General features: G+C 62.8%; 17 protein-coding genes and 1 pseudogene. 8 read left to right on the top strand and 10 right to left on the bottom strand.

Annotated features, from left to right (window positions below):
• Window positions 1-13 precede the first annotated feature (13 nt).
• Window positions 14-919, bottom strand: a complete 906-nt coding sequence (bla, locus tag HJB91_RS17130) for a class A beta-lactamase (RefSeq protein ID WP_210628628.1) — start codon at window positions 917-919, stop codon at window positions 14-16.
• A 151-nt stretch (window positions 920-1,070) separates the two neighbouring features.
• Window positions 1,071-1,385, bottom strand: coding sequence for a metal/formaldehyde-sensitive transcriptional repressor (locus HJB91_RS31280; protein ID WP_409079590.1), 315 nt, complete (start codon window positions 1,383-1,385; stop codon window positions 1,071-1,073).
• Window positions 1,386-1,662: 277 nt separating this feature from the next.
• Here HJB91_RS31280 and HJB91_RS17115 point away from each other — a divergent pair, with 277 nt between their 5' ends.
• Both HJB91_RS17115 and HJB91_RS17110 read left to right on the top strand, forming a co-directional pair.
• Window positions 1,663-2,157, top strand: coding sequence for a GNAT family N-acetyltransferase (locus HJB91_RS17115; RefSeq protein ID WP_210628629.1), 495 nt, complete (start codon window positions 1,663-1,665; stop codon window positions 2,155-2,157).
• Between the two features lie 42 nt (window positions 2,158-2,199).
• Entirely contained in the window at window positions 2,200-2,829 is a 630-nt protein-coding gene (locus HJB91_RS17110; RefSeq protein WP_210628630.1) for a glutathione S-transferase family protein, read from the top strand.
• A 34-nt stretch (window positions 2,830-2,863) separates the two neighbouring features.
• Here HJB91_RS17110 and HJB91_RS17105 read toward each other — a convergent pair whose 3' ends face one another.
• The 3 genes from HJB91_RS17105 to HJB91_RS17095 all read right to left on the bottom strand — a co-directional run bounded on the left by HJB91_RS17105 (window position 2,864) and on the right by HJB91_RS17095 (window position 5,130).
• Window positions 2,864-3,778 carry a cytochrome c gene (locus HJB91_RS17105; RefSeq protein ID WP_210628631.1) on the bottom strand — a complete coding sequence of 305 codons (915 nt, stop codon included), beginning with the start codon at window positions 3,776-3,778 and terminating at the stop codon, window positions 2,864-2,866.
• Between the two features lie 134 nt (window positions 3,779-3,912).
• On the bottom strand, window positions 3,913-4,353 hold the full coding sequence (locus tag HJB91_RS17100) for a cytochrome c (protein ID WP_210628632.1): 441 nt from the start codon (window positions 4,351-4,353) through the stop codon (window positions 3,913-3,915).
• A 141-nt stretch (window positions 4,354-4,494) separates the two neighbouring features.
• Window positions 4,495-5,130, bottom strand: a complete 636-nt coding sequence (locus tag HJB91_RS17095; protein WP_221155544.1) for a LysE family translocator — start codon at window positions 5,128-5,130, stop codon at window positions 4,495-4,497.
• Between the two features lie 129 nt (window positions 5,131-5,259).
• On the opposite strand from HJB91_RS17095, the gene HJB91_RS17090 reads away from it, so the two are divergent.
• A complete protein-coding gene (locus HJB91_RS17090) occupies window positions 5,260-5,952 on the top strand; it encodes a YafY family protein (RefSeq protein ID WP_210628634.1) in 693 nt (230 codons plus the stop codon).
• Window positions 5,953-6,156: 204 nt separating this feature from the next.
• Here the strand turns inward: HJB91_RS17090 and HJB91_RS17085 are convergent, their stop codons facing one another.
• Window positions 6,157-7,002 carry a metallophosphoesterase gene (locus tag HJB91_RS17085; RefSeq protein WP_221155541.1) on the bottom strand — a complete coding sequence of 282 codons (846 nt, stop codon included), beginning with the start codon at window positions 7,000-7,002 and terminating at the stop codon, window positions 6,157-6,159.
• 124 nt (window positions 7,003-7,126) lie between these two features.
• Window positions 7,127-7,729 (bottom strand): superoxide dismutase, encoded by a 603-nt coding sequence (locus HJB91_RS17080; RefSeq protein WP_012483135.1) that lies wholly within the window; start codon window positions 7,727-7,729, stop codon window positions 7,127-7,129.
• A gap of 212 nt (window positions 7,730-7,941) precedes the next feature.
• Here HJB91_RS17080 and HJB91_RS17075 point away from each other — a divergent pair.
• The 3 genes and pseudogenes from HJB91_RS17075 to HJB91_RS17065 form a co-directional block, all read left to right on the top strand.
• Window positions 7,942-8,265: pseudogene (locus tag HJB91_RS17075) on the top strand (hypothetical protein); the annotation flags it as partial.
• Window positions 8,266-8,460: 195 nt separating this feature from the next.
• Window positions 8,461-9,114, top strand: a complete 654-nt coding sequence (locus tag HJB91_RS17070; RefSeq protein WP_221155538.1) for a class I SAM-dependent methyltransferase — start codon at window positions 8,461-8,463, stop codon at window positions 9,112-9,114.
• Window positions 9,115-9,173: 59 nt separating this feature from the next.
• On the top strand, window positions 9,174-9,905 hold the full coding sequence (locus HJB91_RS17065) for a sulfite exporter TauE/SafE family protein (RefSeq protein WP_210628637.1): 732 nt from the start codon (window positions 9,174-9,176) through the stop codon (window positions 9,903-9,905).
• Window positions 9,906-9,920: 15 nt separating this feature from the next.
• On the opposite strand, the gene HJB91_RS17060 is transcribed toward HJB91_RS17065, so the two are convergent.
• A complete protein-coding gene (locus HJB91_RS17060) occupies window positions 9,921-10,262 on the bottom strand; it encodes a nuclear transport factor 2 family protein (protein ID WP_210628638.1) in 342 nt (113 codons plus the stop codon).
• Between the two features lie 117 nt (window positions 10,263-10,379).
• Here HJB91_RS17060 and HJB91_RS17055 point away from each other — a divergent pair, with 117 nt between their 5' ends.
• Window positions 10,380-11,645, top strand: coding sequence for an MFS transporter (locus HJB91_RS17055; protein WP_210628639.1), 1,266 nt, complete (start codon window positions 10,380-10,382; stop codon window positions 11,643-11,645).
• Here HJB91_RS17055 and HJB91_RS17050 read toward each other — a convergent pair.
• Entirely contained in the window at window positions 11,607-12,224 is a 618-nt protein-coding gene (locus tag HJB91_RS17050; protein WP_210628640.1) for a TetR/AcrR family transcriptional regulator, read from the bottom strand. The two genes, HJB91_RS17055 and HJB91_RS17050, sit on opposite strands and share 39 nt — an antisense overlap.
• A gap of 115 nt (window positions 12,225-12,339) precedes the next feature.
• Here HJB91_RS17050 and HJB91_RS17045 point away from each other — a divergent pair, with 115 nt between their 5' ends.
• Window positions 12,340-13,011, top strand: a complete 672-nt coding sequence (locus tag HJB91_RS17045) for a glutathione S-transferase N-terminal domain-containing protein (RefSeq protein WP_221122627.1) — start codon at window positions 12,340-12,342, stop codon at window positions 13,009-13,011.
• 8 nt (window positions 13,012-13,019) lie between these two features.
• On the opposite strand, the gene nadE is transcribed toward HJB91_RS17045, so the two are convergent.
• Entirely contained in the window at window positions 13,020-13,853 is an 834-nt protein-coding gene (gene nadE / locus HJB91_RS17040; protein WP_221155529.1) for an ammonia-dependent NAD(+) synthetase, read from the bottom strand.
• Between the last annotated feature and the right edge of the window lie 202 nt (window positions 13,854-14,055).

Below are 14,055 nucleotides of genomic sequence, written 5' to 3'. Positions count from 1 at the left end.
GCGACCCCCTGCTTCACACCATCTCGGTTACCATCTTGCCGACTTCGGCAAAGATCAGGTTGAGCTCCTTGGCCGGCACGGTCGCCTCGGCGATATAGACGGCTGCGACGATCGGGCCGCGGTCGGGCGGCCAGATGACGGCGATGTCGCCGAGGGAGCCGTTTTGGCCGGTGCCGGTCTTGTCGCCGACCTTCCAATCGGCAGGCAGGCCGGCCCGCAGCCGCTCCTTGCCCGTGGTGCTTGCCACCAGCCAGGCGATCAGCTTGTCGCAAGAGGCCCCAGTCAGCACCGAACCGAGCGTCAGATTGCCGAGCGTATCGAGCATCGCGTCGGGTGCCGTCGTGTCGCGCGGATCGCCCTTGCGACCCTCGTTCAGTGTCGGTTCGGTGCGGTCGAGACGGGTCGTGCCGTCGCCGATCGAGCGCAGCCAGTCGGTCAGCGCCGGCGGACCGCCGAAACTTTCGAGCAGCAGGTTGCCGGCGGTGTTGTCGCTAACGGTCACCGCCGCCTCGCAGAGTTCGGCGAGGGTCATGCCGTCGGCACCGGCGTGTTTTTCGCTGACCGGCGAATAGTCGACGAGCTTGTCGCTACCGTAGGTCACCCGCCGCTCGAGGCTCTCCTGCCCCTTGTCGGCGCGGGCAAGGACGAAGCCTGCGGCCAGCGCCTTGAAAGTGCTGCACATCGGAAAGGCCTCGCTGCCGCGATAGCCGAAGGAGATGCTCGTCTGGGTATCGAGCACCGAGACGCCGAGACGGCCGCCGGTGCGCTTTTCGAGCGCGGCAAGGCGATGCTCGATATTGTCGTCGCCCTCCCCGGCAGTTTCCTGCGCATTGGCGGCACGCGCCAGCGTGGACAGGCTCAAAGCAGGCAGGCAGAGTACCGAGCCGATCAGCGTGCGGCGAGTAAGGCTGATATCCATGAATTCCTCCGACGATTCGGAGAATAGAGCTAAGGACCGATTGCGGCGGCATCTCGTCCCCGCTGCAACTTGTTGTCAGCTGCTGCAACTTGTTGTCAGCTGCTGCAACCTTGTTGAGCAGCGGCGATTTCGTCCTCCGCCCCGCAGCCGATCAGGCGGCGCGCGTGACCTCGACCGTCACATGCGACAATTCTTCAAGCGCCGAAAGCCTGCCCTTGTAGAACGCCGGCTCGTGCGGCTGCGGGGTGACGATGGCGACGATTGCCGCGTGATGGCCGGGGCGCAGGTGATCGTCCAAAACCTCGCTGGTCAGCCCGGTCAGCGCGCCCCGAATGGAGGCGAGCAGTTGCAGGATTTCGCCGCAGGGGCGTTCAGCCTCGAGCGCCCGCGCGACGGCTTCCAGCCGCCCCTTCAGGCGGCTGACGCGGGCAACGAGCTTCTTCTTCTGCAGAGTGGGGTGGGACATCGCAGACCTTCGTTTAGTATAGGGGGTATCCTATTGGCGTTCTCGGCTGGATTCGAGGGTCTGACATGTTTCAGCGTCATGCGCTCACGCCATTGACAAATGCCGCGTTTGCGGCGATGGATGCTGCATGATCAAGAACGTGCACCAGAGCCGCTCGTATTTTTGGCTGTACCTGTAAAGGGCGGCCGGACAGATCATATTGTCAACAAGCCGCCGTCAGGCGGCTTTGTTGTATCGGCAGCGTCCTGACGGCAGATTATCAAAGGACGCGAAGACCATGACCGAAATCGAAGACAGCGAAATTTCACTGATGCGGCCATCGGTGGTGACGATCCGCACCGCCAAACCGCGCGATCTGCCCGAGCTCAACGACATGATCGCCCTGCTTGCCGCCCATCACGGCGATGCGGCCGCCACGACGCCGGAGCAATTGGAGCGCGACCTGTTCGGCCCGCTGCCCTGGATTACCGCGCTTGTCGCCGAAACCGGCGAAGGGCTGATCGGCTACGCGATTCTGGTGCCGCTCTACAGGGCGCAGGAAGGCAAGCGCGGCATGGACCTGCACCATCTCTTCGTGCGCGACGGCCATCGCGGCCACGGCACCGGCCAGTTGCTCGTCGACCGGGCCCGCGAGACGGCGCGCAATGCCGGCTGCGGCTACCTTTCCGTCAGCGCCGCGACCGGCAATGTGCTCGCCCACCGCTTCTACGAACAGATGGATTTCACGCCGAGGCCGGTGACCGGCATGCGTTACATGCAGTCGATCGCTTAACCGCGTCGCGGGTCTAAGTCTTTGTTGTCATGAGGAGATTGCATGCCTGACTTCAAACTCCATTGCTTCGCTCTCTCGGGGAACGCCTACAAGGTCGCCCTCTTCTTCGCCCTTGCCGGCATCGAGTGGGAGAGCATTTTCGTCGATTATCTCGGCGGTGAAACGCGAACCGAACAATGGCGAGAAACCATCAACGAACAGGGCGAGGCGCCCGTCCTCGAACATGGGCAAACGAAGATCAGCCAATCGGGGGTCATCCTCGACTACTTGTCAGAGGTGACGGGGCAGTTTGGGGCGCAGACAGCCGAAGAACGGCGCGAGATCATGCGCTGGATCCTTTTCGACAACCATAAATTCACGAGCTATTACGCGACCCTGAGGTTCATTTACGGCCTTCAGAAGAGCGGCGAGACACCGGTCGTCGAGTTTTTGAGGCTGCGGGCCAAGGCTGCCTATGCAATTGTCGACGGCCACCTTGCCCACCGGGCCTTTATGGTCGGGAGCCGCCTGACAATCGCAGACCTCTCCTTGGCAGGCTACGTCTTCATGCCAGAGGAAACCGGGATTGATCACAGCGCCTATCCGGCTATCGCGGCCTGGAAAGACCGGATCAGCAGCATGCCCGGCTGGCGCCATCCCTATGATCTGATGCCGGGTCCCACCTCCCTTTAAGGGGGCGCATGAAGGCAGGGCCTAGCCATGTTGTCTAACGCCCCGGCACGGCCTTCAGATAGGCGGCGATCGCCTCGCGGTCGGCAGCCGGCAGGCGGGCGATGTTCTGCTGCACATCGACCATCGAACCGCCGACGGAATCGAAATCGGGCGTGAAGCCGGTTTCGAGGTAGTTGGCGATATCGGCCTCGCTCCAGCCGCCGATGCTCTTGGAGGCCGGGGTGATATCGGGTATGCGCCCCTTCCCCTCGGGGTTAGGAGCGCCGGCGAGCCACAAATCGGCCTGGAAGCCGCCGAGCCCATTGCGCGGAGTGTGGCACTCGCCGCAATGGCCGGGGCCTTCGACGAGATACTGCCCGCGCTTGATCTTGTCGTCGTTCTTGGCGAGCGCGACGCGGGGCTGATCGTTGAAATAGAGGAATTTCCAGCCGCCGAGCGCAAGGCGGATGTTGTAAGGAAAGGGCAGTTCATGCGGGGGCGCGACGTTGGCGCTCTTCGGCAGGGTCTTCAGGAAGGCGAAGAGATCGTTGACGTCCTTGTCGCTCATGCGGGAATAGGAGCCATAGGGAAAAGACGGGTAAAGATGCTGGCCATCCGGGCCGACGCCGCGCTTCATCGCATTGCCGAATTCGGCCAGCGTCCAGGCGCCGATGCCGGCCTTTTCATCCGGCGAAATGTTCGGCACGTGGAAGGTGCCGAACGGGCTCTTCAGCGCCAGGCCGCCCGACAGCGTCAGCCTGGCATCGCCTTCGGAACCGGGTGCTGAATGACAGCTGACGCAGCCGCCCGCCCGGAAGACCATCTCACCGTTTGCCGGATCCGGCGCGCCGAGACCGGCCCAATGGCTCTCCGGCAGCGGATCGGGCGCGGTGACGAGATAGAAGGCGCCGCCGCCGAGAACGACGACGCCGATCAGACAGAGCAGAAACCGGATGAACCTGCGGATCATGCTCCGCCTCCCTTTTTCCGAGATTTTCCTGTGCGGAACGATTCGGCACCAGCCCACACGCGGAGAACAAGGTGATCCGCGCCAGCGGCCAGGCCGGCGCGGATCGCGCATCAAGTTCCAGATCGAACGGTCTATCAATTCTTGATACGATAGGCCTTGTGACAGCCGCCGCAATTGGCGCCGAGGGTGTTTATGGTCGCGCCGACAGCGGCGGCATCGGCCGGAAGCTGAGCCAGCGCGGTCTCGGCGTCAGTCGAGAGCTTTGCGGCACGCGCCTTGAAGTCGTCCATGTTTTCCCAGACCTTCGGGCTGACCTCGGGATCGTTCATATCGCTGCCCGGATTGAACTGATCGGGGAAAACCTTGGCGGTGGCGGCGATCGTCGTCAGCGCCGCCTTTACCGTCTCGGCATCATAGGGCTTCTCGCCCTTGGCGATGGCGGCCATGGCGCCCGCCGAACCGCCGATCTTCTTCATCAGCGCAATGCGCGAATCATGGGTGCCATCGGCGGCGGTCACCGACCCGAAGGCGATGCCGGCCATCGCTGCGGCGGCAGCTACTGCTTTCCAATTCATATTTCCTCTCCGTTTTCTCAGCATTGTTGCTGGGGCCAAGGCGGCCGATGGCCAATCTGCACCGGGAGCATGACAAAATCCATGCGTCCAGGCAGTCACGTTTTGCCGGAGGGTCATAAAAACAATGTGATAACCGGCGTCTCAGGTGGTTTTCCAACCTTGCCAGAGGCTGAAAGCGGAGACCGCAACCAGGAGCAGTCCGGCGCAACGGCCGACAAAGGCCGTGGCGTCGGGATTTGCCACCAGCAGGTCGCGGCTGCGGCCTGCCGTCATCGCCAGCGTTCCGTAAACGGCGAACTGCGTGACGATAGTCATGGCGCCCATGATCACACCCTGCATCCAGACCGGGCCATATTCCGGTCTCAGGAACTGCGGGTAGACCGCGAACATGAAAATATAGGCCTTGGGATTGACGAGACAGGTGACGGCGCCCTCGCAGAAGGCGCGCCAGCCAGAGCGCGCCGTCGCCGGCCCGACCACCTCGACGGTGATCGAACTGCGCATCAGCGAAACGCCAATCCAGATCATATAACCGACGCCGGCAAAGAGCAGCAGGTTGAAGAGCTGCGGCAGCATGGTGACGAGCACGCCGACGCCGGCCGCGCCATAGGCCGAATGCACGGCGCCGCCCGCCATGATACCGCCCGTCGCCGCGAGCCCCCGCCTGATACCGCCGGTCAGCGAATTGGCAAGCACGAAGAGCATGTCCATGCCCGGCACGATGATGATGCCGAAGAGAAGGGTGAAGAATAGCCAGAGGTTTTCATGGTAATTCATGTCAGTTGCCACCCTCAGTTCCGCGGGCCACTTTCAAAAGGCCCCGATTGATTTCAATCCGATAGGCGGGTCTATACGCAAACCCAACTGACAGTGTATTGTCAGGAGCGTGAGGATGGAGAGACAAGAATGCGCAAGGCCTCGCGGCTTTTCGAGATCATCCAGATCCTGAGGCTCGCCAGAAAACCGATGACGGCGGCTGTCATGGCCGAGACGCTCGAAGTGACCGTGCGCTCGATCTATCGCGACATCGCCGCCCTTCAGGCAATGCGGGTGCCGATCGAAGGCGGGCGCGGCATCGGATACATCATGCGGCCGGGCTTCGACCTGCCGCCCCTGATGTTCTCGATCGAGGAGATGGAGGCGATCGTTCTGTCGCTGGCGCTGCTCGAACGTACGGGCGACGAGGAGCTGAAGCAGGCCGCCCGCCGAGTCAACCGGAAGATATCAGGCGCCGTGCCGGCGCCGCTGCGCGAGGCGCTGGACAACAAGGCGCTTTATGCCTGGGGCTCGACCGTGCAGCCGGTGGGCTTCGACCTTGCGATCGTGCGCCGGGCGATCCGCGACGAACGCAAGCTGACGCTCGCCTATCGCGACGAGCTCGGCCGCGCCAGCGAGCGGACGGTGCAGCCGATCGCGCTGATCTACTATTCGCAGACCGCCAATATCGTCGCCTGGTGCGAACTGCGCCAGGCAATCCGCAATTTCCGCAGCGACCGGGTGGAGCGTTGCGATGCGAGCGACGATTTCTTCAAGGGCGACGGTGACCGGCTGCGGCAATTGTGGACGAGCGGGTGGGCGGAAAAGGCTGTGACGGTGTGAAATCAGCTACTTGGCCAATCATCGACGCGTCGGTTGACGTTGAGCGCTGCCCCTCACCCTAACCCTCTCCCCGTAAAAACGGGGAGAGGGGACGTGCCCTGCGAGAGGCCTGCTAGGAGCGGCGAGGTCGCGGCATGTTCCCTTCTCCCCGCGTGCGGGAGAAGGTGGCGGCAGCCGGATGAGGGGCACGCGGCGATCTCTGGCCTAATAAGCCAGCGTGCGGTTCTCCTCGCGGCCGAAGCCGCGGATATCGATGCGGTCAGGGTGGAGTTCGACAATCGCGAAGGCGTTTTCACTTTCGGTGTCGACTACGCCCTTGAAATTGACGAAGTGGCAGGCGCCGGCCTTGGCGTAATTGCCGACGTGGTCGTGACCGTTGAGATAGGCGACGACATTGGCATGCGAGGCGAGCAGCGCGACGATGCGCTCGCTGTCCCACATGCCGTGCTCACTTGGCGGATGCACGGGATAGTGATTCATGACGATCACCTTCTCGCCGGTCGCAGCTGCCTCTGCGATTTCATCGCCTAGCCAGGCGAACTGCACGTCGCTCAGCGCAGCATTCCACCGATGGGCATTCCTGGCGCCTTTCTCCTCCAGCTCGGCCAGCATTTGCGCGGCAAGGGCGCGGTGCGGATGGCCCTCGGGCGGCGCGAAGGTGCTGACCTCATTGCCGTCGAGCACGACGAAGCGCCAGCCGTGGCGGGAAAAACTGTAATAGGGCGACGGCATGCCGAGTCGCGCGGCGACTTCGGAGAGATGCCCCGCCGAGACGGAGAAATCGTGATTGCCGAGCAGGAAGAGCGCCTCGTGCCTCAGCTTGCCGTAGACCGGCAGGATGTCGTCGAAGCTCCTGAAGCTGCGGTCAATGATATCGCCGAGCGTCATGACGAAGCTCAATTCCCAGCCGTTAACGACCTCGATCGCCTCGGCGACCTTGGCGAGGCTGTTGGCGTAATAGCGGTCCATGGCCGCATGCGGAGGGATCGCCGCATATTGCGGATCGGCGATGATGCCGAGGCGGAGCGGGGAAACATCGGAAGAGGACATCGAGCGTGATTAGGATCGGCCGGTGACAGGGATGTGACGGCTCGCGTCACGAAAACACCCGACGTTCGGAAAACGCCGGGTGCGAAATCGAGAGATCGCCGCGGCTGGCGGCGAGACCGGGCGCTTACTTCGTGGCTTCTTCGTAACGTTCCAGGACGTAGTCCCAGTTGATCAGGCTATCGATGAAGGCTTCGAGATATTTCGGGCGGGCGTTGCGATAGTCGATGTAATAGGAGTGTTCCCAGACGTCGACGCCGAGGATCGGCGTGGCGCCATGGACGAGCGGGTTTTCGCCGTTCGGGGTCTTGGAGATTTCGAGCTTGCCGTTCTTGACGGAAACCCAGGCCCAGCCGGAGCCGAACTGGGTGGCGCCGGCATTGGCGAAATCGGCCTTGAACTTGTCATAGCCGCCGAGATCGGAGGCGAAGGCCGCTTCGAGCTTGCCCGGCAGCTTGTTGCCGCCGCCGCCCTTCTTCATCCATTTCCAGAAATGAATGTGATTGTAGTGCTGGGCGGCGTTGTTGAAGAGGCCGGCATTGGTGCCGAAGGACTTCTTCACGACCTCTTCGAGCGAGAGGTCCGAAAGGCCGGCTTCGGCGGCGAGCTTGTTGCCGTTGTCGACATAGGCCTTGTGGTGCTTGTCGTGGTGAAACTCCAGCGTTTCCTTCGACATGAAGGGGGCAAGCGCTTCGTAATCATAGGGAAGTTCAGGCAATTCGAAAGCCATGTCAGATCTCCTCTTGGCAATAGATTGCGTCATCGGCAGGTGAGGCGGAACATAGGAGGGGAAAGGGGGAGAGGCAACCGCCGAAATATCAAAAAACGACCGGACGGAGGAAAATTTGCCTCAGTTTCAGGGCGGGATTCGGGCGTGCAAAATCGCCGGCATGACGCCCCGAAAACCGCTTCACCGGCCACCGACATCAATGGAGATCCGGTATGAACAGGAATATAATCCCGCATCTCGCCATTGCCGCGCTTCCCTCTCTTGTCCCTGCGGCGCATGCCTCTTCGGACGAGGCCTGGAAACAGCTGGCCGCAGACGTGGAAGACAAGTGCAGGAAGGCGGCGGTCGCAATCGAGAAGCCGAAGGCCGTGGTCGATCCCTTCGGCACCTCGCATTACGGGCTGGACCTGGTGACGGGAAAGTCGAAGGGGGCCAGGGGGCTCATCGTCCAGATCTGCGTCTATGACAAGCAGACGGAATCGGTCGAGATCGGCAGCGAGATCGATGCTGAAGAGCTCGGCTTGGCGCCAGCGAAGCCGGCCACCGCAGCGGCATGTGACTTTGGTCACATTGCGAGCGGAACCCAAACCCACTCTCAGGAGTTGAAGTGCTCAGTTTTTAGAGCCCCGCGCCTCTATGAGAGGCGCCAAGGCGCTCTATGTTTGCGATAAACGCATGATGCTTTCCGAAATCGATTCGATTCTCGGGGTCAGGCGCAGGGAGGTTTATGCATGTCGGAGCTTCGCAACCGGGCGGAAGATCAGCAGAAAATCTATCAGCGCTGGGCACCGGTCTATGACCGCGTCTATCGCGGCATCCTGCGCGACGGCCACCGCAAGCTGGCCGCGCTGGCTGCCGCAGCCGGCACCGATATTCTTGAAGTTGGTGTCGGCACCGGTCTAACGCTCGCCCACTATCCGAGCCGCTGCCGGGTGACAGGCATCGACATTTCCGAACATATGATCGCACGCGCGCGCGAAAAGGTACGGCGCGAAAACCTGCAGCATGTGCAGGCGCTCGAGGTGATGGATGCACATGCGCTGCACTTTACCGACAAGTCTTTCGACGTGGTCTGCCTGCCCTTCGTCATCACGCTGATTCCCGAGCCCGAACGGGCGCTGGACGAATGCGCCCGGGTGCTGCGGCCGGGCGGCGAGATCATCCTAGCCAGCAAGCTCGGCGACGGCGCCGGCCTTCAGGGCGCGATCGAGGCGGCGGTGGCGCCGCTGGTGCGTCACATCGGCTGGTCGTCCGCCTTCCGCATCCACCGCATCGTCGCCTGGGCCGAACGCCGCGGCGATTTTTCAACGACCGATATTCTGCCGGTCTTTCCGAACGGCTTTTTCAAGATCGTCCGGTTGAAGCAGCGCGGCTTTTCCTCCTGAGAGCAAAAGTTTTCTCCGCATCGGCGATTCTGATGCTACCGTTCGCCTGAGGGGACAGCATGCCATCGGATATCTTCTTTTTCATCGCTGTCGGCTTCTGTGCGCAGATCGTCGACGGCGCGCTCGGTATGGCCTTCGGCGTGCTGTCGACGACGAGCCTCTTGGCCTTCGGGGTGCCGGCGGCCAATGCCAGCGCCATGACGCATGTGACGGAAATGTTTACGACGGCCGCGTCAGGCCTGTCGCATGCCTATCATCGCAATGTCGACTGGCGGCTGGTGGCGCGTCTAGCCCCGGCCGGCATGATCGGCGGCGCGATTGGCGCCACTCTGCTTGCCAATATAGACGGCAAGGTGATCGAACCCTTCGTGTCGGCCTATCTGATCGCGATCGGTCTGCTGATCCTCTACAAGGGCTTCCGACCACCGAGCAAACGCGAGGTGCGCGACTGGGCCGTGCCGCCCGTCGGCTTTTGCGGCGGCCTGCTGGATGCGATCGGCGGCGGCGGATGGGGTCCTGTCGTCACCAGTACGCTGGTCGGGCGCGGTCATGATCTGAAACGGGTAATCGGCTCGACGAATTTTACCGAATTCGCCGTGACGCTGACGATTTCGCTCACCTTCGTCGTGACGCTCGGCTGGTCTGAGCTCAATTCGGCGATCGGCCTCATTATCGGCGGCGTCATCGCCGCCCCCTTCGGCGCCATCTTCGTCAAGCGCCTGCCGGTGCGGGCGCTGATGGTGGCGGTCTCAATGGTCATCATCACGACGTCGGCGTTGCGGATCTTCTAAAGGCGTTTCGGCGTGTCAGAGATTGCGGCCGAAATAGACCTCCACGGAGGCGATCCTATCGCCGCGGAAACGAATGCTTTCCATGTTGGCGAAGCTCGTGCCGTCCAGTTTTTCGGCCCGGTAGCGAACAACAGCCTCGTCGCCGTCGACCGACAGGAACTCGATGTGGATTGCGCGGAAGACCGGCTCCTTGGGCCAGCAGCGCTCGAAATAGGTCGCCCGGTCGATATGGTCGTCACGCGGGCTGGAGAAGGTGAAATCCTCCGTCAGCATGGCGCCGACAAGGTCCTTGCGATCGGCGAGATAGGCGGTGTAGAGATCGCGGACAGTCTGTTGCCTGGATCGCATCTCGTTCATGGCAAAACCTTCCGATTATCCGATTGCATTATGCAATCGGCTATCTTCTACCACTTCTACCCGAGATGATCCAGCTTGCGGCGCAACTGCCCCCGCAGGATCGATGCCGAGGCAAGAATGACCGACACGCAACGGGACGCGGCCAGCGCTGGACCAGGCTCGATCTACTGGAGGCGCAACCTTGCCGTCTCGCTGATCGGCTCCTTCACCACGATCGTGGCGATGACGCTGCTGCTTCCCTTCCTGCCGCTTTATGTCGAAGAGCTCGGCGTGACCGATCATGCGGCGATCGTGCAATGGTCGGGCATCGCCTATGGCGCCACCTTCCTGGCCGCCGCTCTCGTCGCGCCGCTCTGGGGGCGGCTCGGCGATATCTATGGCCGCAAGCTGATGCTGGTGCGCGCCAGCCTCGGCATGACGCTGGCGATCTCGCTGATGGGCATGGCCGGCAATGTCTGGCAGCTGGTGGCGCTGCGCCTGTTCGTCGGGCTTGCCGGCGGCTACTCTTCCGGCTCGATGGTGCTGGTGGCGACGCAGACGCCGAAGGACCGCTCGGCGTGGGCGCTCGGCGTCTTGTCTTCCGGCATCATGGCCGGCAATCTCGTCGGGCCGCTGATTGGCGGCGCACTGCCGCAGCTCATCGGCATCCGCGGCACGTTTCTCGCCGCCGGGGCCATCATCTTCCTCGCCTTTCTCGCCACCACCCTGCTGATCAAGGAGGAGAAGTCACCGGCCCGCAGCCTGGCGGCCAAGGCGAGCGGCGGCTGGAGATCCATAAACGACAGGCGCCCCGTCATTGCCATGCTGGCAACCGGCATGCTGCTGATGCTCGCCAATATGTCGATCGAGCCGATCATCACCGTCTATGTCGCTGAGATCGTGCCCGTCGATGCGCAAGTGACGATGATCTCCGGTCTCGTCATGTCGGCCGCCGCCCTCGGCAGCATCGTTTCGGCCTCATGGCTCGGCAGGCTCGCCGACAGGGTCGGCCACTGGCCAGTGATCGCGGGTGCGCTCGTGGTCGCCGGGCTGCTGCTGATCCCGCAGGCTCTCGTCACCAGTCCCTGGCAGCTGATCATCCTGCGCTTCTTGATGGGAGCAGCACTCGGCGGGCTGCTGCCCTGCATCGCCGCCGTCATCCGCCATAGCGTGCCGGACAGTGCGGCCGGCAGCATTCTCGGGCTTTCCATCTCGTCGCAATATGTCGGCCAGGTCGCGGGCCCCATCCTCGGCGGCTTCGTCGGCGGGCATATCGGCATGCGCTCGGTTTTTCTCGGCACCTCGCTGCTGCTTCTGGCCGGTGCTGCCTATGCCTGGCTGGTGCGGCCGAGGGAGGCCACAACATCAGACCTGCGAGCTCCCGCAGATCAGCTCGACGCCTGAGCGGGCGATCGACTCCAGCACCTCACGGCTGTCGCCGGCGCGGGCGCGCACGGCAAGCGAATGCATGACCGCGGAGGCGAGCCTTGCCAGCATCAGCGGATCGGCGCTCTCGGGAAGCTCGCCCCTTTCGACGGCAATGCGCATGCGTTTTTCGATCTCACCATCGAACTCGTTGAGGCTGCGGCCGAGCACCTCGCGCACACGCTCATGTTGGACCGCCTCGACCGAGGCGGTGCCGATCAGCAGGCAGCCGCGGGCGGCGGTTTCGCCGTGCAGATAGATCGCTAACGCCCCGGCGTAGACGCTCGCGAGATTGTCGCGCAGCGGCAGTGACGAGTCGAGCGCCTGCTTCAGCACGTCCATGCCATCCTGCCGATAGGCCTCCAGGGCTTCGAGATAGAGAGCCTCCTTGTCGCCAAAGGCGCCGTAGAGGCTTGGGCGGTTGAGGTTGGTCGCGGCACTCAGATTGTCGAGCGAGGCGGCGGCAAAGCCCCTGTCCCAAAAGACGTCCCTCGCCTTGCCGAGCGCCGCCTTGGCGTCAAAAGCCCTCGGGCGGCCGCGTTTCTTCTCGTCCTTCATATTTTGTACTGCTTCGCATTAAATTGTTGACGACGGTTATTTTATGCGAAACAGTACAAATGTCCAAACATATCGGCCGGCGGCATCTTGCCGCCTCCGCAGAAAGGAAACCGAGATGAAACTCTATATGCACGCCGCAGCCTGCTCGCTTTCGCCGCACATCATCTGCCGGGAGCTGGGGCTCGACATCGAGCTCGTCCAGGTCGATCGGAAGACCCACAGGACAAGCAAAGGCGAAGACTACCTGGTCATCAACGGCAACGGCTATGTGCCGGCGCTGATGCTGGACGATGGAAAGGTACTGACCGAAGGGCCGGCGATCGTGCAGTTTCTGGCGGAAGGCTCGGGCCTGCTGCCGGAAGTCGGCGACATCAAGCGCAACGAGGTGCAATCCTATCTCAATTTCATCACCGCCGAGCTGCACAAGCCGATGGTGCTGCTGTTCAGCCCGATCTATTCCAGCGTGCATGGAGAAATCCGCGCACTGATCTCGAAACGGCTCGCCTGGCTGAACGACCGTGTGACCGCACCCTATCTTACCGGCGATGCCTTCACGGTGGCCGACGCCTATCTCTTCGTCTGCCTCAACTGGTCGCCCTGGATCGACATCGATCTGAAACAATGGCCGGCACTGAGCGGCTTTATGGCTCGCGTCGCGGCGCGCCCCAAGGTGCGAGAGGCACTGCAGGCCGAAGATCTCCAGGCCTTCGAGGCCGGCGGCGTCTATTTCGCCCCGCAGGCCTATCTCGCCTCGGCCGGACGGGCCGGCGAACCGGTGCGGCCGTAGCGCCGCTCTTAGAGAGCGTTGACGGCGACCGGCAGGGCTCGCTTATGAGCAGTCGCCCGATAGGCGGAAAGGATCCGGCGGCGGGCAGTCTCGCCGACCGGCTTGCCTTCAAGAAAATCGTCGATCTCGTCATAGGTGACGCCATAGGCCTCCTCGTCGGGACGCAGCGGCCGCTGGTCCTCGAGATCGGCCGTGGGCACCTTGAAGACCAGCTCATCCGGAGCGCCGAGCCGCTTTGCCAGCAGGCGGACGCGGCGCTTGTTGAGGCCGGCGAGCGGCAGGATATCGGCGGCGCCGTCGCCGAACTTGGTGAAGAAGCCCATGACCGCCTCGGCGGCGTGGTCGGTGCCGATCACCAGGGCGCCGAGCGCGCCGGCCAAGGCGAACTGGGCGATCATCCGCTGGCGGGCCTTGATGTTGCCGAGGATGAAATCCTGCCGGCCGGCATCGGCAAAGGCAAGGCCGCCGTTCTGCGCGGCGGCCAGCATCGCATCCGCCGCTTCCTTGATGTTGACCACCATCGAACGATCGGCGCCGATCGTTTCCAGCGCCCGGTTCGCATCGGCCTCGTCGGCCTGAACACCGTAGGGAAGTCGCACGGCAATGAATTCCGCCGCATGGCCACCTTCACGCAACTCGCGCACCGCCTTCTGAGCAATCAGCGCCGCCGTCAGCGAATCGACGCCGCCGCTAATGCCGAGGACGTAGCCGCGCATGCCCGACGCCACGAGATAATCCTTGAGGAAGGCGGTCCGCCGCTCGATCTCGTGCTCCGGATCGATCTCGGCGGCAAGGCCCAGCTCGCGGATGATCTCACCTTGTTCGTCGGAGAGCACGGTCATGGGTGGTTCCTCTGTGTATGAAAATTTCGGCGCACTATGGCGGAAAGGTGTGGGGAAGCGAAGCGGTTTCGGGCAGGCCCGCTCTGCATCGTCAAGTGAGCGTTAAGGTTTGGGATCGATTTGCGAAGCTGAAATCGTCGCGTGACGACCCTGTTCCTGACGAACTGAAACCTACGTCCGCCGTTGCAATCGATTCGCTGAA

The sequence above is a fragment of the Rhizobium sp. NLR10b genome (assembly GCF_019685435.1).
GTDB lineage: Bacteria > Pseudomonadota > Alphaproteobacteria > Rhizobiales > Rhizobiaceae > Rhizobium.
Note: the sequence above shows the minus strand (reverse complement) of the source record. Positions and strands in the feature narration are given on the sequence as shown.